A 21568-nucleotide genomic window follows, 5' to 3' on the forward strand; every position below is an offset into this window, starting at 1 on the left:
TTTGTACAAATACTTACTCTTCCATGGAAAGAAGTAGATGGATAGTGACAGCATCCTCGAACACCTTCGGATCCAGTCCTGTAAGGTCGGCAAACTTTTCCATTCGATACTGGAGACTGTTCCGATGGATGAATCGTTTTTTGGCTGCAAGTGTGTGGTTCAAATTACAATCAAGCAGTGTTTTGACTGTTTTTAAAAGTTCAGGCTCCACATGGCTTAGGATCTTTTCATATATATAACGGGTATCCTCTTTTTGTGACTGATGGAGGAGGACCAACGGAAAAACGCTGGAAAGTGTATGTATCCGTTTGCTTTGCGGATGGTCGGCTGCAAATTTATAAAAGGTGGATTCTTTATCAAATTGCTGCTTCGCCTCAGTTATATTAGTAAATGTCGACCCGATGAACAGGGTTGATTTCATATAAAAATCACTCTCAATAGAGTCAAGGAGTTCAACCAACTGATCGATCGAAGCATAAGTCTCAGAAGCGGGCTCCATAAACACACCTGTATATCGGTCTTTCCAGACAGGGATAACCTTCTCGGACAGCAGGTTTTGAAAGGCTTCGACAAATAAATCATGTTCAACATCCTGGCTACGGATACTGAAATGTAAAAAACGTCCCGACTCAAAATTATGGTTGGAATCAGGAGTACGGTTATTATAAAGCATTTCATACCAGGCTAGTTGCCTTTCATCTTCTTGGATCGGACGTTTCGATAATGGGGTCAGAAAAACGTCAAGCAATTTTTCTGAATCGCTTGATAAAGTGTCCAGATCTATTCCAATTTCTTCACCTTCAGAGGTACGGTACCAAGTATAGTGCTCAGAGTCTTCTTCATCAGTTGCTCGCACAAACGCTTTTTTACCGAATATCTTCTGCAATTTTTTGATATCAGACATTTAACGTTGATTCCCTTCATATTAGTCGTACATTCATTATAACAATTCAATCAGGTTGAAAGGAAAATGGAAGTGTCTTAAGGAAAATGGGGTTGTCCCAAAACAATTGTGTCAGACACCGCCAACACAACATTTTACAAGAAAATTTTCTCGGAATGTTGTCCAGAAATGCTGAGTCAGACACTTATAGGACAGCCCCACTCGATAAACGCCAGTATAAATCAGTGTTTATCTTTGTTTTTCTTCTTATATTCAACAGGTGGCTCTTCTTTAATCAGCGGCCGGCTTTCATCTATTTGTTCTGGATCATGTCGGTTGATGACCGTTCCACCGGCCATCCCTTCATTGATCATCCGATCGACATCCATATGAGCCCGATCTCTTCCTTCGTATTGTGAACCTTTTTCAGTCATCATTCATCCTCCTTTTCCAATAGTATGAGTGTGGGAGCATTCCTTTATGTCAGAAGCAGCAAAACCGGTCAATGATAATATTTGCTGATACCAACGCTCAATGGATTGGTTTTGGATGTCGATCTCATCAAACACCATCGGTTTCGAATTGACCTCGAAGATCCAATAGCGATTTTTTGAATCTACACCGAGATCGATTGAAAACTCCCCTACTGGACCAAAGGCATAATCCAGTGTTTTCCCTATTTCAAAGCCTATTTTTTGAATGATTTTCATATCAAGGGGTGCTGTCGCAGCAGGAAGTAATTTTCCGCCTGATGGAACGTGTGTCGTCAACTGGTCCCGGCCTGCACACCGTATGCCATAACCTGTTATATGCCAATCTTCCTCTAGTCTTTGGACAAGAATACGATAATCGAACGGTCTTGCTTGATACTGTTTCCTTTTTACATATCGCTGCATAATCAAGTCTTTTCTGGTGTGTAAGATGGTCCATAATTGATCAAGGTCTGTATAGACAGTTCCATTATTCGATTGATATAAAAGACTTCCATCGCCGTTATATTTTAAAGAGAAAATACCCTCACCCTTTGATTTTGCACTAGGCTTGAACATAATTTGCTTATGTTCCTTCAGAAAGTCCCTAAGCTTTCGTTTTGAAGAAAGACGCTTTGTTTCAGGCAAAAAACGCTGCAAATATAGGTTATCGTTCATAATCAAGTAAGTTTGCCACTTTGAAAAAAAGCAGTGATTGAAGTAGGGGATGGAGTAGCGATCCAACCATTCCATAAAGCATTGGAACTCCTTGCTGGATTCGTCTTTTTGATAAGGAATCCTGTTATAGACAAAGTCAGGAGGCGGGATACTTATCCGTTCCCACTTCCGATCACCTGAACTTAAGGTATAGCCGTGAATCGATGAAATGGAAACATCCATAGGTGTGAAAACGACTGCTAAGCCACCCTTTCCGGTTACATACCGGATCAATCGGATAAATGTATCGGTATTGCCGATAAAGGGCAGGTTTTTATCAGATGATGTCAATATCCCGATGACCGGGCCGGCTTTGTTGAATTCATTTTTGTTTAGAGTAAAGCTCGAGCCGTTGTTTGAACAAGGTGAAAAGGGGAGGGGTTCATCTGCCGCTCCCCATACGACCACTTCGTTTGGTTCATGATGGTACCAGCTTTTTGAGTCAATGTCCCAGCTGATCCGGATCATTTCTTAATGGCAACCTGTCTCTGGATAAGTTGTTCATACAGATAAATGGAGAATTCGAATGGAAGAGCAGAAGTCTTCATATCATATACACTCAAATTCGGATGGCTGAAAATACTGCGTCCCGGCTTGGAATTCGCTTCAAACAACCAAACCGAACCTGACGTATCGATACCTAGATCAAATCCGATTTCACCGACGATTCCAGCCATATTTTCTGTCAAGGTGTCACTTAATTTCAGTACGGCACGCTTCATATCCTCCGTGATAGACTTGGATTTTCCCAGTTCATTGACGATATCCTGCAAAGTAAGGACTTTTCCGCCACTCGTTACGTGGGTTGTGACACTCCCGGTTCCTGCAAGCTTAGCAGCCAGTGCACTCACTTCCCAATGGCCATATCGGTTCCGGTTCGTATGGACTCTGAAATCGATCGGTTTTCCGTTCCAACTCAAAAGATTGATTCCACGTTGTGCCATATAACCATAAAGCCCATTCGGAAATTGCTGGCGTAGTAATCTTTTCAAAGAACTATATCGACGCAAACGATTTTGCCCGTTCGTACGGAATTTACAATAGTAGCTTGAATCTTTTCTTCTTTTGAGGATTTGCTGGATACCGATCCCCAGGCTGCCATTAGTAGGTTTTATATAAACATTCTTATAACGGTAGAGTAATTCCTCGATTTGATCTTTGGTCGGGTCTTTAACAGTCTCGGGTAAATAATGTTGCACAGGTTTGTCATTTGCCAACATTTCATGTACAGACCATTTATCGAAAAATCCGGGATTGAACCAAAGCAGGCTTGGCTCCTGTTCCAGTCTCGTTTTCGTATCGAGTGTAGAACTCAACCCTTCGATCCGACGGTTTGGCAGGCGATCATAAACGATATTCGGTAAAGGAAGGTGTTGTTGACTCCATCCTGACTGATCATATAGGTAGCCGTTAATCTGCTTTTCTTCCCAATTAATATGATGTGTACCGAATACATAGGCAGTAACGCCGAGCTTCTTGGCTTCTGAAAGGAGTTTTGCGAACATGGACGATCGTTCGCCTATCGGTTTATAGGTGCCACCGGTAAATCCGGCAGTAAAAATACCGACGACTGGGCCGATGTGCAATGTATCATACGAATCATGAATATGGTGCTGCTGATCTTTTAGTAAATTCAACTTCTTACAAAGTGCTGTAGAAATCATGTAGTGTTCTTTACGATCGGGATTGGGCTGAAAAGTAACAGGAATTTGACGCTGGCCATACATGACTTTTGCAGGGAAAGAGCGGTTCTTCACCCACTGCTGAAAAAGGCTGAATGGGGTATAGATGTTAACCTGCTGCTCTTCGATAATAGGAATCGATTGAGGGTTAAGCATGATCATACTCCTTTCGTAACTCGTTAGTCTTGAAGGTTGTGTATAAATAGTTGGCGAAAAGGAAAATTCCTTGTGCAGATGGACGGATATCAGGTTGTTTTTGAGCTGACAAATACTGTTTAGAGGGTTTTGTATTCACTTCTAATATCCATGGATGTCCCTTCAGATCTATACCAAAATCGATACCGAACTCCCCGAAAATGCCATCTGCGAACATGTTTATGCTCCTAGAAGTTTCTAATGCAAGTTCGTATAGAAGTGCCTTGATCTGGTAAGCTTTCGGTTTTTCGAAATGGTTTAGAAGCATATCTGATAATGGATAGGCTTGCCCCCCATAGGCCATATTCGTAACGATGGAATGTGTATCACTAACCCTTGCGATACTTGAAGTGACACACCAATCGCCTTTTTCGTTACGATTACAGAGGATCCTGAAGTCGACATTTCCGTTAGAATGGGTGATCAATGGGATACCTTGCTGGGTGATGTAGTCTTCCAAAGGAACGAAATTTTTGATGAACTTCCATACACCTTCAGTAGATAGCAGCGGAATCGGTGGATCAATCTTTGAGGATGACTCCAGCTGGAATTTTCCATCTTCTATTTTATTGATCCGTATTATTCCTTTCCCTTCTCTGCCATTGTTCGGCTTCAAATAGAGGGAGGTATGTCTAGCCATCAGCTTTTTCAACGTTTCTTCATTCATCTCTTTATGGGTTTCAGGTAAGTAAGCAGCAAAAGCACTACATTCTACTAATATGCGAAATACAGCCCACTTTGTTATGAAATGGTCATTAAAATAAGGAATTCCCCACTCTTGGCAATGTTCGAAAAATCGGGCACATGTTTCAGAACGTTCCACCGAGCGGGTAGAAATACGGTTATGAATGATGTCCGGATATGGGAAGGCCTTCTGGGTGAGTTTTCCGTCTTCTATCGTGTAACCGTATATACAATCTGGCAGGACATCCTCTAATGAAAATAAATAAAATGTCACAAGGTGGTCGCGGCATAGAGAGGCGATCTCTTTAGAAAATCCAGTGATATTTCCGAAAGGCTTTTCCATATGCTCGATTTTTTCAGTGATCACAGCAATGATAGGTCCTATCCTCAGTTCTTTTGACAGCTGATCGTAGGTGAGCGTATGGTATTGACCAGATTCGGGGAAATGATGTGCAAAGCGAATCTCCTCGGGGAATTGTATCGTGAAGCAAGTTTCATCCATCTTTCCTTTACAAATGACTTGTATTCGTTCACTTCCGTATCTAACCCAGACTTTCTCGTTCATTTGAATGCCGAAATAAGTAAGTAGATGGTTACTTAGCCAGATCATATATGGGTTTGAGGAAGATGATGATTGTACATTTGTGAAATAAACGCTTATTTTCTTGTCCATGATGCTCCCTCATTCATCTGCTATTGATAAAATAATGATTTCTTTATAGGTAAGTGCGGATATCGTATACTATGGTAAGGCACGCTAATCGGTGACATAAGTATGGAAGGTTGGTATTTATGGAGTTTATATTGATTATTTTGATGATGGTCGCAATCGGAGCGACGATCGGGGGGTTCACTAATTCACTAGCGATCAAAATGCTGTTCCGTCCTTATCAAGCATTATATATAGGACGTTACAAGCTTCCTTTCACACCAGGTCTGATACCGAAAAGGAGAGAAGAACTCGCAGTCCAATTAGGTCAAATGGTTGTCAATCACTTGATCACAAAAGAAGGACTGCAGCAGAAATTGGCCCAATCCCACTTTAAGAATGAACTTGTCAAATGGGCTCAATCAGAGGTCAGTAAACAGCTTGAAACGGATAAATCGATCAATGACCTTGCTTCAGACCTGCTGAAACAAGACCACTTCAATGATAAATTTGATGAAAAGCTCAAAACTTTTATACTGGAACGGGCTCGTGTAACGTTCGGTCGTCTGGAAGAAAAGCCGATCAAGGCTCTCATTACAGAATCGGTGAACCTGAGGATCGAATCGTACATACCACACACAACAAAGTTCATTCAAAACAGGATGGTCGATTTTGTGATCAGTGCTGAAGGAAAACAGCAGCTGAAACAATTAATTGATGAGTTTCTAGCTGGAAGGGGCATGTTAGGTAACATGCTCAATATGTTTCTTGGCAATGAAAGCCTGGTTGATAAAGTCCAGGCGGAATTGATCAAAATTTTGAAGAAAGATACGGTTGCACAAATGATGGAGCGTATTCTGGTGAAAGAGTGGCATATGCTTAAAGAGCGCCCTTTGGCGGAATTCATCGACCTGTTTAAATTACGAGATGTAGAAGGAAAAGTGGTAGAATGGGCTGTTGAGCAGCTAGACACTGAAACGCTCTTTTCAAAGCCCGTCAGTGAAATCATCCAACCTTATCGTCCTAAAATCGAAATGGAGCTGGTCCCAGAAATCGTCGATCGTTCATTGGGTTGGGTGGGGACCCACATGGAAAAGATCATGGAGAAGCTGCAGTTGTCAGAGTTAGTCCGTCAGCAGGTCGGTACGTTTTCTGTGCAGAGGTTAGAGGAAATGGTCCTATCGATATCAAGAAGGGAATTGAAGATGATTACCTATTTAGGAGCATTGCTTGGTGGGATCATCGGCTTCATACAGGGTCTAATGGTTTACTTTATGACCTGAAGCCTGTTATAGTGGTAACGGTGCTTGATTGTTACGGCATTGATTAATAATTAGGAGGCTAACTATGAGCAAAAATGTCCATGATGCGGCATACAAATTAGAAAATGCATTGCGTGAAAGTGATGACTTTAAGGAGCTTCAGGGCTTGTATGATCAAGTGAATGCGGACGAAAGCGTCAAAAACATGTTTGACAACTTCCGTAACTTGCAAGTAGAGCTTCAACAAAAGCAGATGCAAGGACAGCAGATCACAGAAGAGGAAGCTCAGAAAGCTCAACAAACATTTGAGCTTGTCCAACAAAATGAAGTGATCTCCAAATTGATGAGCGCAGAGCAGCGTGTAAGCACGCTTATCCAGGACATTAACAAAATCGTTACGAAGCCTTTGGAAGAATTGTACGGAACTCCAGAGCAACCTGAACAATAATATAAGCATTGGAACGGCTGGCATTTTGCCAGCCGTTTTTTAAGGTTTGGCTCTGTTTGTTGATCAGCGAAATTCACTCCCTTTCCACTAAAGAAAAGCGGAAGCGACCTTCCCCCTTTAAACTCAGCTTGACATAAAAATCTTTTTGTTGTTTTTAAACCAGTTGACTGCAAAATCGATGGATTCCCTCTGTTTGAAAAGTTTACAGGCAGAGGAACCGACTTTACCAGTCAGGATATTTTTATTTTCCTTCTCAAATGCTTTGCCGATTTCTCCAAATGGTTCATCATCGTAATCAATTTCCAGGTAGTTTTTCCATAAGCGCTTTCCATTTTCAATGATAGGTGCACCTTGTGACACAGTCTTTCGTACGCCGGATCGATGCTCAGCCAGGTGGAAAGATGTGTGTGTATCGAAGTCAGTTCCTAAAAATAACACATAGGCATCCAGATCATAGGCTTTAGCGATGGGGGATTGTTCACCTAATCCATTATCAAGCGAATGATTGCTTGTTATTTTCTCTGCAAACTTTCCCCATGCTGCAACAGACATATTTGGATGATAGCTGCGCAGAACATCTGGATAGGTGCGGAATTGTTCAGGAATGATACCTAATCCTCTCGTTTTCGTCATCTTCGGGTCGAATGCGGGCAACGTCTGTCTAATGGTTTCCCACCAATCTTCAGGTACAGGAGGATTAATCCAGTTAGCGGGATCGGAGAGATCTGCGGAATGGGCTTGTATGACCAATGTTCCTTTGGGTGTCACCGCATCCATCAAAGCCTGGATGACAGCTTGCGAACCGCCGCAAACCCAGCCTAAAGACTTCAATGAAGCATGCACCATCAATGTCATGCCTTCTTTTACCCCAAGATTTTGGAGATCCTCTTTCAGACTGTTTCTTGTCCTTGGTTGATCCGTCTCTTGTATGCTTTTACGTTCCATGATTGGTTCCCCCTAAAATTTCAGCCAACCAACTAATTCGATAAAAGTGTTTGAAGTCCTGTCTTGACCGAGTTCTATTCGTTCCTATTGTGTCATAGAGATGAGAAGAGGAGAAGTCTAGATTGGAGGGATTATCCTGGTATATCGACTGCTTGCTTTAGACATCGACGGTACCCTGCTCAGAAGTAATTTTCGGATTGATCGTTCAACGAAAGAAGCGATTGACTATGTAAAAAACAAGGGGGTGTATGTGACCCTAGCTACAGGACGAAATTTTCCTTCTGCCCAAAAAATCGCAAAGGCATTGAAGCTGGATAGCGTCCTTATAACACATAACGGTGCCTTGATCGCATCATCAATTGATGATCCTATTCACGATGAACGGATTTCTGCACATGATGTGCGGAAAATCGTCCAGATCGTGGAGAAGTATGATGCACATATTCGATTGTTACACGAACGATATTCTTTAGGAAACCAAGTCCAGCAAAAATCCCATATCGTCGCGAAAATGACGATGGGTCTCGGAGATCCATTGTTCTATCCTGTGACCTTCACAGAAAATTTAAGCGTTCATTTAGAAGAAAAGCCGATGTCTGTTCCAAAAATCGATGTCCAATTCTTTAATAGTGAAGAGAAGGAAGCCGCCACCGAAGAGTTGAAGGAAAGGGTAGATTGTATATCGATCACCGCTTCAACAAGATGCGATTTCGAAATCATTCCAAAATCGGTCAACAAGGCTGTAGGCTTGCAGATCCTCGGGAAGCATCTCGGTATTTCGATGGATGAAATGGTTGCGGTAGGGGATTTTACGAATGATGTGGAAATGATCCAGAGTGTCGGTTTGGGTGTAGCAATGGGGCAGTCATCTGAGGAAGTGAAACACGCAGCGGATTGGGTGACCCGGACGAATGACCAGCATGGTGTCGGATATTTGGTACGTGAAGTGTTCCGTAGACAAATGAAAACGCAAATCGAACAACCGATTCAATATTAAGGGGCTGATCCATTCAGCCTCTTTTGTTTCAAAGATAAGAAAGTATAAAAATTTTGTTTCGATGGTAATGTCCAGCTCCAACGCCCAACCACTTGGGTCACTTCAGTCTTCCTGCGGCTTAGGGCGAAGTGCTTACCCACGCAGAACCGAACTTTGTTTGGGTTCGAGCCCACAACCCTTATTACCCTTTCAGTTCCCATTTAACGAACCAGATGTCCAAATTACCCGCTTTTTATCAAAAAAAACAGTACAGAAGGCCGGTAAAAACAATCCCAGATATATAATCGTTCGGGCTTGTAATGTTAAAAAAATATTACAAAAATTACGAAGAGAAAATCCTCAGCACTGAATTTACTTTTGCCTCCTTCCACTTCGAGAAATATCGACATTATAACAATTGCTGGAAAAGCCTCTGTAAACAATATTCATACAAATGGGAATCAAGGCTGCCTCATTCATTTTGCGTAAATTGACGATATACCTCGACAACACAAATGTTAAAAGTTTATGAATCGAAAGGGATTTCATCTTCCTTCGAGAAATAGTTTGGTGCATCTTAAATATTGAAGGAGGATTATGATGGAAAAAGTATTAGACGCTCAATTGAAGCCGAAAGTCGCTGAATTTTTGAATGGGACGAAAAAATTGTTTATCAATGGGGAATGGGTTCCTTCTGCCTCTGGTAAAACATTTAAATCATTAAATCCTTCCAACGGTGAAGTCCTTGCTATCGTAAGTGAAGCGGAAAAAGAAGATGTCGATCGCGCTGTCCGTGCTGCACGAAAAGCTTTTGACGAAGGTCCTTGGTCCAAGATGAGTGCTGCATCAAGGAGCCGATTGATCTATAAGCTGGCAGATTTGATGGAAGAGAATAAAGAGGAATTAGCACAATTAGATACACTTGATAACGGAAAACCTATACGTGAAACGATGAACGCGGATGTCCCGCTCGCGATCGAGCACTTCCGTTATTATGCTGGATGGGCGACGAAAATCGTAGGACAAACCATCCCGGTTTCCGGTAAGTTCTTCAACTATACTCGTCATGAGCCATTAGGTGTAGTAGGACAAATCATTCCATGGAATTTCCCGCTATTAATGGCTGCGTGGAAAATGGGAGCCGCATTAGCTAGTGGATGTACGATCGTATTGAAGCCTGCTGAACAAACGCCACTTTCGGCATTATACTTGGCTGAACTCATGCAAGAAGCCGGATTCCCGGAAGGTGTCGTGAACATCGTAACGGGTTACGGTGAAACAACAGGCGGACCGATCCTTGAACATGAGATGGTCGATAAGATCGCTTTTACAGGATCGACTGAAGTCGGTAAGCATATCATGCGTACTGCTGCAAACGACCTTAAGCGCGTAACGCTTGAGCTTGGTGGTAAATCACCGAACATCATCCTTCCTGATGCAGATATGACTAAAGCAATACCAGGTGCATTATCCGGTATAATGTTCAATCAGGGTCAAGTGTGCTGTGCTGGATCCAGACTGTTCATTCAGAAGAAGTCGTTCGACAATGTTGTTGCAGACCTTGTCTCTCACTCTGAAAAAATAAAGCAGGGCATGGGACTTGATCCTGATACGGAAATGGGGCCACTTGTGTCTGAAGAGCAGCACAACCGTGTGTTAGGCTATATTGATAGAGGTAAGTCTGAAGGTGCTGAATTATTGACTGGTGGAACGAAGCCTTATGATCAAGGTTACTTTGTATCACCTACAATCTTTGCAGACGTCAATGATTCAATGACGATCGCGAAGGAAGAAATTTTCGGCCCTGTTGTGGCAGCAATGCCATTCGAGGACTTGGATGAAGTTATCGATCGTGCAAACCTATCCGATTATGGACTCGCTGCAGGTGTATGGACTGAAAATGTCAAGAATGCACACTATGTAGCAAATCGCTTGAAAGCTGGAACAGTCTGGGTGAACTGCTACAATGCGTTTGATGCTGCATCACCATTCGGCGGATACAAGCAATCTGGTATCGGCCGTGAGATGGGGTCCTATGCACTTGATAACTACACAGAAGTCAAGAGTGTATGGATCAATATGGGCTAAGCAACCATATAAGGAGATCGGACTAGGCGGAGGCTAGGTCCGGTTTTCATAATAAAATTGAAAAGAGTAAATTTTACTCTACCACAGTACTCGTGACTGTGGTAGTTTTTTAATGGAAAAATAATGTTTTATAAAAAAGATTTAGGGAAAAATGAAAACATCAAAATTTCAGTGGGGTGTTGAAATGTTACGTTTATTATCAGTCATTGCCTTTTCTCTGTTCCTTGTGATTGGACTAGCAGCATGTGGTGGTGGAGAAGAAGAGAATGGAGGGAATGAGGAAGGCGGCGGCGGTGGATCTGTAGATGTTGCTGCTGCTGAAAAATCCTTTGAACAGAACTGCGCTTCCTGTCATGGGCAAAACCTTGAGGGCAGAGGAAACGCTCCTTCTCTTGAAGCAGTCGGAAAAGAAATGAGCCAGGACGAGATACTTCAAAAAATCCAGAATGGTGGCGGTGGAATGCCTGGTGGATTGATTAAGGGTGAAGAAGCGGAAAACGTTGCGGCTTGGCTTGAGACAATGGAATAACCAAAACTTGAATCGGTAAAACGATGACCTTGACGGAACGTTTCATCCCTAAAAGGTCATCTTTTATTAAAAGGATAAGAATATATAAAAATTTTGGTTACGGTGAAGTGATGTCTGGCTCCACCGCCCAACCACTTGGATCACTTCAGTCCTCCTGCGGCGGCAGCCTCCTCGTCAGACTTCCAGTGACCTTCTTGGTTAACCAGGGCGTTTGCGCTTTTCTTTATTTATGTGGAAGAAATCCGTTCAACTGGCATAAGAATAGTGCATATCCAAGTTCACCATCCGATATCTTCCCCTCACGTATTGTTTTGAACACAATACTGACAGGCATGTGAACGACCTCGATTTCTTCGTCCTCATCCAGCTTTTGATTACCAAAACTCGTTATGGAATCTGTAAAATACAAATGGGAAAAGCGATTTATAAAATAAGGTTGAGGATGGAATTTGCCTAAGTATGTAAACTGTTCAGCCACGATTCCCGTTTCTTCCTTTAACTCCCGTTTCGCCCCTTGTTCCGCATCCTCATTTGATTCAAGGCCTCCCCCTGGAAGCTCGAACGTCAGTTCAGCCATCTGATGTCTGAATTGCTTTACGAGTGTAATTTTCCCTTCATGCAAGACGACGACTGCAACAGAAGCAGCTTTCTTTTCTTCAATGAAAAGAGATCCTGATTTGGTTTCAAATACAGTAGATTCTTTATGATGAAGCAATGGTTTATGGAATTTCATACCTACCTCCTTCATTAGGGGAAATTTGCTAGTTCTCGAAACACCCGTTACACGGCCAAAGCAAAATTTCCTAGTAATCATAAAGACTCTTTACGATCATATCAAAAAAAGGACAAATAAAAAGGGGCTGTCCCTATATGCCTGATTCACACCATTTTGAAAAAAAGCATAGGATTGACATAGAATGTTGTGATGGTGGTGTCTGGCACGATTGTTTTGGGACAGCACCCTTCAATGTGTGTCATCTGTGGAATAAGACAAGTTCTCCAGAAGGTGAGGTCACCCTGCTTGTGTGGTTTTCATAATCATTATCTTCAAGTATATCCTGTCCGATCCTTTTTGCCTCTTTATTGTCAGTAGCTTCAAAGGATTCTTCATAAATCTTTTCGCCCTTGTTATCAAAAACGGTTATGATGTACATTTTCATGTGATCTTCCTAACCTCCTTTTTCTAGCTTATTCTAGATGTTACCCGAATCTCCTGCTTGTTAATTATTTGGTAAAACGATGAAACTTTTTTACGAAAAAACCGTTAGATAAGTGAGGGGGAGTGAAAACCATGAGTTTGCATATTGAAAAAGTGACAAAGAAATTCGGAGCATTCACCGCTGTGGATAATGTCTCCTTCCAAATACCTGACCATCAAATCTTCGGGCTTTTAGGAGCGAATGGAGCAGGGAAAACGACGACGTTTCGGATGGTGATCGGATTATTGACACCGACGGCTGGAAGGATTATGTGGGACAATAAACCTTTATCCCAAAAGGATTCTCATTTGATAGGATACCTTCCGGAAGAAAGAGGTCTTTATCCAAGTCTGAAAGTTTCCGACCAATTACTCTATTTAGGACGCCTGAAAGGTATGAAGAAAGCAGAGATCTTGCCACAAATGAAAGAGTGGCTTGAACGCTTCAAAGTACCAGAATTTGAAAATAAAAAAGTCGAGGAGTTATCGAAGGGGAACCAGCAAAAAATCCAGTTCATTGCAGCCGTTCTCCACAGGCCGAAAATCCTGATCCTTGATGAACCATTCAGCGGACTTGATCCGGTCAATGTCGAAATGCTGAAAGAAGCCGTACTTGAATTGAAGAAGGAAGGGACGACAATCGTTTTCTCTAGCCACCGGATGGAGCACGTCGAAGAGCTTTGTGAACATCTGTGCATCCTTCACAAAGGACGTCCTGTCGTTCATGGTTCATTGAAAGAAGTGAAACGATCATTCGGAAAAAAGAATGTGACGGTCCATGCTGAATTTGATCTCAGTTACCTGAAGGACATTCCTGGGGTTTTGAAATATAAGCCTGTTACCGAAGGGGTCCATCTCCAAGTCGAAAACGAAGAAGTATCGCAAAAAATCTTTGAAAGCATCACGAGCAAAGGGTTCGTCCGTAAATTCGAGCTTGAAGAACCATCGTTGAATGATATCTTTATTGAAAAAGTAGGTGCATCGTATGAATAAGCTATGGATCGTCATGTTACATACTTATAAAATGAGGATTCGGACGAAGGCGTTTCTACTGACAACGTTTGCTTCACTCTTATTGATCCTTGGGCTTACCAACATGCAGTCCATACTATCAATTTTTGATGGGGAAGAAGAAAACAAACAAGTGGCCGTGCTTGATGAATCAGGCCGTTTTTATGAACCATTGAAGCAGCAGGTTGAAAACACGTCAGATAACATCGATCTGATACAAGCAGACCAAAACGCACCAGAGGCGGAAGAACGGGTCCTGGATGGGGAATACGATGGGCTCCTGGTCCTTGAAAAAAATGAAAAAGGCTTGCCTGAAGGGGTTTTGAAAACAGCAGGCGTACCGGAAGCGAATTGGATCAATAATATTGAAAACAATCTGCAGCAGACGAAGGTCATGATTGCCACACAGGAACTGGGTATAGATCCTGCCGAGTTGACAACCTTATATGAACCGGTACCCTTTCAAAAAGAATCCTTGCAAGAAGGAGCAAAAACTGAAGAAGAGCTGAACCAGGCCCGGTCCATCGTCTATGTCCTTCTGTTTGTGATCTATTTTGCTGTCCTTTTTTATGGGAGCATGATTGCAACCGAGGTAGCGACTGAAAAATCATCAAGAGTGATGGAAATCCTCATTTCAAGCGTGTCGCCTGTCAAGCAGATGTTTGGAAAGATTTTCGGGATTGCACTCCTAGGGTTGACGCAGTTTTTCCTGATTTTTTTGGTCGGATTCTTATCTCTTGAATACAGCCCCTCACCAGAAAAAGAATCAACGCAGTCAATGACCGATTTCTCCTCATTGATCCAGATTGACCAACTGCCGATCTCGACTGTCGTCTATGCCATCATCTTTTTCCTGCTCGGATTCCTGTTGTACGCGACATTGCTTGCAATGCTCGGTTCATTAGTGAATAAGGTAGAAGAGGCTAACCAGGTGATCACACCGGTCATACTGATTATTGTAGTTGCATTCATGGGGGCGATGTCAGGGCTCGCTACTCCTGAAGCAGGCTTTGTAGCCGTAATGTCATATATCCCGTTTTTTACCCCGATGATCATGTTCCTGAGGGTCGGTATGCTCAGTATACCTATATGGGAAGTCCTGCTCGGTATCCTTATCCTTGTCGTAACGATCGGTATCTTCGCAGTCATAGCTGCCAAAGTCTATCGCGGCGGTGTCCTGATGTACGGCAATGCATCCAGTTTGAAAAATTTCAAAAAAGCGATCCAGTTGACGAAAAAATAATAATCGACTGCAAAGGCTCTATCCATGGATAGGGTCTTTTTTAAAAGATATGAAAGCATAAAAAAATTTTGTTTCGATGAAAGAATGTCTGGCTCAAACGCCCAACCACTAGAATCACTTCAGTCCTCCTTCGGCGGCAACACATTGATTTGGTTTCGTAGTGTTTACCCACGCAGGACCGAACTTTGTTTGGTTCGAGCCTCCTCGTCGGACTTCCAGTAAACCTTCGTGGCCGTTTGCGTTTTTCTAACACATAGAGGATGACGAACAAGCGCTCGTATAGATGTGGTAAAATAACACTAAAGATCTTGCAATGAAAGGATGAGGTAACAATGCGGAAAATAAGGTTTCTACATACTGCAGATTTACATATTGATACGCCTTTCAAGGGGTTGGGCCATTTACCGGAGCCTATATTCCATCTCATCAAAGATAGTACGTTCCGGTCCTTTGAACGCATTGTTGGATGTGCTATTGAAAAGCAAGTCGATTTCATTGTAATTTCAGGTGATTTATATGATGGCGCGAATCGGAGTCTGAAAGCGCAATTGTTCCTGAAAAATCAGTTTCAAATACTTGAGAATGATGGAATCGATGTATATGTCATCCATGGAAACCATGACCATTTGGCTGGCGAGTACGTCAAACTTACATGGCCCGACAATGTCCATTTCTTCAGCAGCAAGGAGCCAAACATGATCCCTTTTGAAAAAGAAGGCGAGGTCCTTGCCCATCTATACGGCTACAGTTTTCCAAAACAAACTGTCACGGAAAACATCTCCTCGAAATACAAAAAGGTAGATGGTGCCCCATTCCATATCGCATTATTGCACGGAACGAGCGGTGTAACCACCCATCATCACACATATGCTCCTTTCATGCTGAATGAATTGAAAGCTCACCCATTTGATTACTGGGCATTAGGCCATATCCATAAACGGGAGGAGTTGTCGCATCATCCACATATCATCTATCCGGGTAACATTCAAGGATTGAATAGGAAAGAGAGCGGTGAGAAAGGATGCTATCTAGTTGATATGACAGAGGCAGAAACCACATTGACCTTCCTTGATTCTTCTGTTGTAAGATGGGAGACTGAACATCTTTCCACTCTGCATTCTGATTCGGTGGATGAGCTGATCCATCACCTACACGTTGTAAAAGAGAGATTTCGAGCAACAGAAGTGAATACGATTCTATCAATTGAGCTTTCAGGGGAAAGCCCTGCTCTCCAATCACTCTATGAAAACGATACACTCGATGATTTGCTCGAGCATTTGCAAGACGGAGAAGAGATGGAAGAACCATTTGTATGGGTTGATCAGATAAAAGTAGAACCTATCTACTCGGAAGTTATCAGCGAACTCGGAAATTCACCTTTCATGAAGGAAATTTTCACTGTTTTCGAGGAAATGGACAAGGTCGAGCCTGTTTTGGAACCACTCTTGAAGCATAAAAAAGCGAAGAAATTTTTGGATGAGGGCAGTTTTGAAGATGAAGAAATTTTAGAGGAAGCGAAGAGGCTTTTGATCGAATCAATGGCCCTGCACTCAGAAAGGCAGGGGGACCGATGAGAATCAAGGACTTACATATATACGGTTTCGGTCGTTTCGAGAATGAATTCATCCAATTTGAAGACACAGATCTTCAGGTCATCTATGGGGATAATGAATCAGGTAAATCAACGTTGATGGCTTTCATGGATTATATGTTGTTCGGTTTTCCGAAGAGAAGTGAGAAGCGGTTGAGGTATGAACCGAAAACGACTCAGGCTTACGGAGGAAAGCTGCGTATCGAAACGATCGAGCATGGGCTTCTTACAGTGGAACGGAAAGGGGGCGCATCAGGAACCGTCACAATTTTAAAAGAAGATGGGGAAAGAGTAGATGAAGGATTCTTAAGCCAGTTGTTAGGAGAAGTGAATCACCAGGCCTTCCATGATGTGTTTTCTTTTAATCTGGACGGATTGCAGATGGTAAATGAAATCAAGTCAGAACAGTTGGGGGAATACCTTTTCAATGCCGGGTTGACAGGTGCCCAACAGCTTAATGAAATCTCAACCGCCTTTGAGGAAAATCAAAATAAACGGTTCAAACCGAATGGGAAGAATCCGCTTTTGAATCAGAAGCTTAATAACCTTCAAGAGTTGGAACAAAATGTGAAGCAATGGCGTAAAAAGCTTGATGAGTATAATCGGATGAGGGCTGAATTAGCGGATAAAAAAGAAGAATTGGCACAATACGAAAGAACAAAAAAGAGCCTCCAACAAAAATTGACAGAGCTCCAGCATATCCAATCGATCAACCCGCTCATCGAAAGAAAAAATACAATCGAGCATCAGTTAATGGAGCTACCCGTTGCTACGCCATTTCCAGAGGAAGGGCTGGAGCGGTTTCGAAGTTTGAAAGAAAGAAAAATCGAGTTGATCGGTGACTGTGAACATACGGAAGATTTAATCAGGAAGAATGAGGAGGAAACCCATGCGTTACAACTGGACGGTAAATGGATGCACCTGTCCTCTGAAATCATTGAATTGGAGAGTTCCTACCGACTGTTTAAAGGAAGGCTTGAAGATTACCACAAGATGGAGGAACGGATCGATTACTTACAACAAGAAATCGATCATGAAATACGTACAATCGGTCAGGAATGGACAGAAGAGAGGATTCAATCGGTCAAAACGGATCTCGTTACAAAGCAACAATTGATGACGAGACTGAAAAGGTTTGATCAATCGAAGGAGGATCAAAAAAGACTTGACGAGGGCTTGCTGCAAGCTCGAGAACTGTTGGAGACGAATGAAGCAAAAAGGGTGAGGATAAAAAAACAAATCCTCCCAGAGGAAACAGTCCAGTCTTACCGGGAAAAAGTAACGCACTTATCAAGCCAGTCGCCGGAATTTATAAAGGAACGGATCGAAAGACTTAAAAGTCTTCAACATCCATCTGTTGAAAATCCAACTTCCCGGATCACCATTTGGGTATTGATCGTTCTTGGTGTGGTATTGGCCGGTATCTGGATAATGAATGGCGATTATGCAGCAGGAATGATCATTGGAATCAGTTTGATCGGGACAGGTTTTCTTCTTCATAAAAATGACGGTACAGGCAAGGGAGACTTACTCGAACAGCAAATTAAAGACCTTGAGAATGAACTTGATGGTCGTCATAAAAGCTATGATCCCTCTGAATTGGACCGGCTGAATCAATTGATCCTCAATCAACAGCAGCTTGTTGTACAATATGAGCATCTTAAGGAACACGAACGGGATCTTGAAAAACGATATCAGGAGGTCGCCCGTCGTTATGATGAATGGGAGATCAATCATCATCGGGTAAAGGATGAATTGGCTGAATGGAGGGAATTGTGCCATATGCCAGTTAATGTTCCGGACAACATGCTTCTTGAAATATTCGACCGGATCAGCCAGTTGAAGAAAAGATTGACGGAACGTTCCCATCTGAAAAAAGGCCTTGAAAAGCTCCTGGGAGAGATCACTGGATACGAAGATGCGGTAAAGAAAATCGCTGACACTGTCCAAATCGATAGTACCCAGTCGATTGATAAACTCATGGCCCAATTGTCAAGCCGCTTGGATGAGGAGAAGAAAAAACGGAAAGAAAGGCAATCCTTAACACGTTCAATTGCCGACCTTAGAGAACATCATGAGGGATTGAAGAAAAAGCTAGCCCAATATACACAAGAGATCCAGAAATTGTTCCAGAAAGCTGAGGTTCATGATGAAGAAGCTTTCCGACAAAAAGGAAAAGCGAATGATAAATATGAGAAGTGGACAGGACAACTGCAGATGGTCCGCTCCCAGCTTGAATCGACGACTGATCAGAAAACGATTGAACATCTTGAGCAGAATCCAGAAGAGCTGTTGAATCTTTTATCCCGGCTGAAAGAGTCGGAAGAAGAACTTGAAGGGACCATCAGTATCATCGACAGGTTACGTGATGAATGTTCCCGCCTTCAAGCAACCATCACCCATCTAGAAGAAGACGGGACATATTCGAATCAACTTCATACCCTGCACCTGGCCAAGAGTGAATTTCTTGAAGAAGCTAAGAAATGGGCAGTCTATCGGACTGCACAACATATACTCGACCGAGCTAAAAGAAACTTTCAGGCAGAAAGACAACCAAGAGTCATCAACAGGGCAGAGAATTATTTTTTTGCAATGACAGAAGGGGGATACACCCGGATCATCGCCCCAAAAGGTGAAGAGAGTTTTCTTATCGAGCGTAATGATGGAGTGATTTTCAGGCCGGAAGAGTTGAGCAGAGCTACGATGGAGCAGCTTTATTTATCTTTAAGGATCGCTTTGGCAGAAGAATATGAAAATAAAGGTGACTTTCCTTTGATCATGGATGATATCCTTGTGAACTTCGATGAGAAGCGCCGGAAATTGGCCTTTGACCTTATCAGGTCTATTGCCGGTGATAGACAGGTCCTTTATTTTACATGTCATGGAACAACCGCGGCGCACCTGTCTGGCCGCCCATTACGGTTGCCAGCAATAACGGAACGTGAAACACAAACTTATTAGTTTCTGCAGGAGTTGAGCGATATGGCAAGCTATACCATTTATCTCGTGGAAGATGAACAGGATCTATCGGCTATACTAAAAGCATATATGGAAAAAGAGGGTTGGGAGGTCGAAGTCTTTCATGATGGCACAAGTGCATTGGAGTACTTGGATAAGCCGCCCCACCTCTGGGTTTTGGATATCATGCTTCCTGGTGTGGATGGATATGAAATTTTAAAACAGATAAGAAAACGGACAGATGTCCCCGTCATCTTCACTTCAGCAAGGGACCAGGATCTCGACCGTGTCATCGGATTGGAATTGGGGAGTGACGACTATATTTCAAAACCGTTTTTGCCGAAGGAACTTGTGATTAGGGCGAAAAAGCTTATGAAGCGTGTCTATGAAGGACCGGGCGGGAAGTATCAGAATCGCTTGGTGAATGATTATTGTATCCAGCCAATTGAAAGAAAAATAACCTATAAAAATGAGGTGGTCGATTTGACCACGAAAGAATTCGAGGTCGTGCTCTTTCTGTCAGAGCATCTGAATGAAACAAAATCACGTTTAGACATTCTTGAAAATGTATGGGGGAAAGATTATGTCGGGTCCGAACGCGCTGTCGATGACGTAGTCCGCAGAATCCGCAAGAAGATGCCGCGCCTCAATCTTGAAACGTTATACGGCGGTGGTTACAGGATTGAAACCTCGTGAAAAAGCTGAGCATCGCACAGCGGATCTGGCTGTCCTTTTTCCTGCTTGTATTCGTCGTCGGATTATGTGTCGTCATCATCTACCCCCTATCTATGCGAGAAACGTTGACAGATGAATCGTATCGGATCATCAAAGAACAGCAAAACCTTATTCTGGAGGGGCCAACTGGTCCAGAACAGGAACTACCGGATACAAATCTCAATTTCATAGAGCGGAGAGAAGCGGCGAGATCTGTCGGACATCTTATACTAGGTGATCAATCTTTCGTCATCAAAGGCGACAATGTACCGGAAACCGTTTTGCACAATATGTGGGAAAAAGCCATTTTTCTTGAAGGGGATGAAGGTGATTTCCAGCTTTCCTATCGTGATGCCACACTCTTCTATGTCATCAAGCCGATTGAAGTGAACGGGAATAATGCATTCATGGTTTCATATATGTGGGACACTTATCGTGATCAGCTCATGCGGCGTTTATGGGAAAGGTTGATTTGGATTTTCGTTATCGGTATTGCAATCAGTATCATACCTGCGATTTTGCTATCCAATTACTTGAGGAAGCCATTAAGAGCGCTCGGTGAAAGGTTTGAACAGATTGGGAACCACAATTGGCGTGAACCGTTCGAATTGAGAGGGGATAAGGATTTTCAGCAGCTCTCAGAACAATTTGAACGGATGAGGCAGAACTTGATTAGGAATGACCAGTCCCAAAAGCGGTTTATACAGCACGCTTCCCATGAGTTGAAGACACCAATCATGACAATCAAAAGCTATGCACAGTCCGTTAAGGATGGTATATTCCCTGAGAAAGACCTTGAAGAGATGATGGATGTGATCATCAGCCAAACCAGTCGTATGGAAGAACGTGTGAAGGATATGATTTATTTCTCAAAGCTTGATACACTGCAAGATGCCGAACCGAAAAAAGAAACCTTCCGTTTCGGCTCATTAATACAGGAAGTCCTCGATCGGTTCTTATATCAAAGGGAAGATGTCCAAATACGGATGAGCGGGGAAGAAATCGTGCTTAATGGGGATCGCAGTCAATGGGAAGTCGTGTTCGAGAATATCATCCAGAATGCGCTCCGCTACGCAGAATCCTATATCGACATCACCTGTGAAAAATCAGAGGGGAAAACACTCATGATCATACACAATGACGGTGATCCCATACCTGAAGAAAGTCTTGAAAGGTTATTCGAGCCTTTTCAGAAAAGTCATAAAGGCCAATTCGGGCTGGGACTCGCTATTGTCAAACGTATCGTCGAACTTCATAATGGAACTGTAGAGGTTCAAAATAACGAAAATGGGGTTTCAATCATAATCGTCATTTAAGTGAACCGA

Annotated in this window: 19 protein-coding genes; 11 read left to right on the top strand and 8 right to left on the bottom strand. The window is 42.7% G+C overall.

All coding sequences use genetic code 11. The features are described 5' to 3' along the window. Nucleotides 1–13: 13 nt before the first annotated feature. From L1611_RS14915 to L1611_RS14935, 5 genes are all read right to left on the bottom strand, one after another. Entirely contained in the window at nucleotides 14–904 is an 891-nt protein-coding gene (locus tag L1611_RS14915; RefSeq protein WP_236314469.1) for a PucR family transcriptional regulator, read from the bottom strand. Nucleotides 905–1125: 221 nt separating this feature from the next. Beyond that, nucleotides 1126–1317, bottom strand: coding sequence for a hypothetical protein (locus L1611_RS14920; RefSeq protein ID WP_225066117.1), 192 nt, complete (start codon nucleotides 1315–1317; stop codon nucleotides 1126–1128). Between the two features lie 3 nt (nucleotides 1318–1320). Further along, nucleotides 1321–2538: a YheC/YheD family endospore coat-associated protein gene (locus tag L1611_RS14925; protein ID WP_236314473.1), complete on the bottom strand. Its 1218-nt coding sequence runs from the start codon at nucleotides 2536–2538 to the stop codon at nucleotides 1321–1323. Further along, a complete protein-coding gene (locus L1611_RS14930) occupies nucleotides 2535–3908 on the bottom strand; it encodes a YheC/YheD family endospore coat-associated protein (RefSeq protein ID WP_236314475.1) in 1374 nt (457 codons plus the stop codon). The genes L1611_RS14925 and L1611_RS14930 overlap by 4 nt, the downstream gene beginning before the upstream one ends. After that, complete coding sequence (locus tag L1611_RS14935) at nucleotides 3901–5304, bottom strand: YheC/YheD family endospore coat-associated protein (RefSeq protein ID WP_236314477.1); 1404 nt, start codon at nucleotides 5302–5304, stop codon at nucleotides 3901–3903. Before L1611_RS14935 ends, L1611_RS14930 begins: the two co-directional genes overlap by 8 nt. Nucleotides 5305–5423: 119 nt before the next feature. Between L1611_RS14935 and L1611_RS14940 the strand changes: the two genes are divergently transcribed. Together L1611_RS14940 and L1611_RS14945 are read left to right on the top strand one after the other, a co-directional pair. Beyond that, nucleotides 5424–6563: a DUF445 domain-containing protein gene (locus L1611_RS14940; protein WP_236314479.1), complete on the top strand. Its 1140-nt coding sequence runs from the start codon at nucleotides 5424–5426 to the stop codon at nucleotides 6561–6563. Nucleotides 6564–6627: 64 nt separating this feature from the next. Continuing rightward, entirely contained in the window at nucleotides 6628–6990 is a 363-nt protein-coding gene (locus tag L1611_RS14945; RefSeq protein WP_236314481.1) for a YlbF/YmcA family competence regulator, read from the top strand. A 123-nt stretch (nucleotides 6991–7113) separates the two neighbouring features. On the opposite strand, the gene L1611_RS14950 is transcribed toward L1611_RS14945, so the two are convergent. Continuing rightward, complete coding sequence (locus tag L1611_RS14950) at nucleotides 7114–7935, bottom strand: AAC(3) family N-acetyltransferase (RefSeq protein ID WP_236314483.1); 822 nt, start codon at nucleotides 7933–7935, stop codon at nucleotides 7114–7116. A 148-nt stretch (nucleotides 7936–8083) separates the two neighbouring features. Here L1611_RS14950 and L1611_RS14955 point away from each other — a divergent pair, with 148 nt between their 5' ends. From L1611_RS14955 to L1611_RS14965, 3 genes are all read left to right on the top strand, one after another. Next, nucleotides 8084–8932 carry a Cof-type HAD-IIB family hydrolase gene (locus L1611_RS14955; RefSeq protein WP_265738480.1) on the top strand — a complete coding sequence of 283 codons (849 nt, stop codon included), beginning with the start codon at nucleotides 8084–8086 and terminating at the stop codon, nucleotides 8930–8932. Nucleotides 8933–9511: 579 nt separating this feature from the next. Further along, nucleotides 9512–10999, top strand: a complete 1488-nt coding sequence (locus L1611_RS14960; protein ID WP_236314485.1) for an aldehyde dehydrogenase family protein — start codon at nucleotides 9512–9514, stop codon at nucleotides 10997–10999. A gap of 184 nt (nucleotides 11000–11183) precedes the next feature. Next, the gene (locus tag L1611_RS14965; RefSeq protein WP_225066109.1) at nucleotides 11184–11528 is read left to right on the top strand and encodes a c-type cytochrome; all 345 of its coding nucleotides are present in this window, start codon (nucleotides 11184–11186) and stop codon (nucleotides 11526–11528) included. A gap of 223 nt (nucleotides 11529–11751) precedes the next feature. On the opposite strand, the gene L1611_RS14970 is transcribed toward L1611_RS14965, so the two are convergent. Continuing rightward, entirely contained in the window at nucleotides 11752–12261 is a 510-nt protein-coding gene (locus L1611_RS14970; RefSeq protein ID WP_236314486.1) for an NUDIX hydrolase, read from the bottom strand. A gap of 241 nt (nucleotides 12262–12502) precedes the next feature. Then, nucleotides 12503–12688 (bottom strand): YhzD family protein, encoded by a 186-nt coding sequence (locus L1611_RS14975; RefSeq protein WP_225066107.1) that lies wholly within the window; start codon nucleotides 12686–12688, stop codon nucleotides 12503–12505. Between the two features lie 131 nt (nucleotides 12689–12819). Between L1611_RS14975 and L1611_RS14980 the strand changes: the two genes are divergently transcribed. The 6 genes from L1611_RS14980 to L1611_RS15005 all read left to right on the top strand — a co-directional run bounded on the left by L1611_RS14980 (nucleotide 12820) and on the right by L1611_RS15005 (nucleotide 21559). Further along, the gene (locus tag L1611_RS14980; protein ID WP_236314488.1) at nucleotides 12820–13719 is read left to right on the top strand and encodes an ABC transporter ATP-binding protein; all 900 of its coding nucleotides are present in this window, start codon (nucleotides 12820–12822) and stop codon (nucleotides 13717–13719) included. Beyond that, a complete protein-coding gene (locus tag L1611_RS14985) occupies nucleotides 13712–14980 on the top strand; it encodes an ABC transporter permease (RefSeq protein ID WP_236314490.1) in 1269 nt (422 codons plus the stop codon). Before L1611_RS14980 ends, L1611_RS14985 begins: the two co-directional genes overlap by 8 nt. A gap of 332 nt (nucleotides 14981–15312) precedes the next feature. Then, nucleotides 15313–16554, top strand: coding sequence for a metallophosphoesterase family protein (locus L1611_RS14990; RefSeq protein WP_236314492.1), 1242 nt, complete (start codon nucleotides 15313–15315; stop codon nucleotides 16552–16554). Beyond that, on the top strand, nucleotides 16551–19532 hold the full coding sequence (locus L1611_RS14995) for an ATP-binding protein (RefSeq protein WP_236314494.1): 2982 nt from the start codon (nucleotides 16551–16553) through the stop codon (nucleotides 19530–19532). Before L1611_RS14990 ends, L1611_RS14995 begins: the two co-directional genes overlap by 4 nt. 21 nt (nucleotides 19533–19553) lie before the next feature. Further along, nucleotides 19554–20225 carry a response regulator transcription factor gene (locus L1611_RS15000; RefSeq protein WP_236314496.1) on the top strand — a complete coding sequence of 224 codons (672 nt, stop codon included), beginning with the start codon at nucleotides 19554–19556 and terminating at the stop codon, nucleotides 20223–20225. Beyond that, nucleotides 20222–21559, top strand: coding sequence for a sensor histidine kinase (locus tag L1611_RS15005; RefSeq protein WP_236314499.1), 1338 nt, complete (start codon nucleotides 20222–20224; stop codon nucleotides 21557–21559). The genes L1611_RS15000 and L1611_RS15005 overlap by 4 nt, the downstream gene beginning before the upstream one ends. Nucleotides 21560–21568: the final 9 nt, after the last annotated feature.

The organism is Pseudalkalibacillus salsuginis (genome assembly GCF_021646685.1).
In the GTDB taxonomy this organism is placed as follows: domain Bacteria; phylum Bacillota; class Bacilli; order Bacillales; family Fictibacillaceae; genus Pseudalkalibacillus; species Pseudalkalibacillus salsuginis.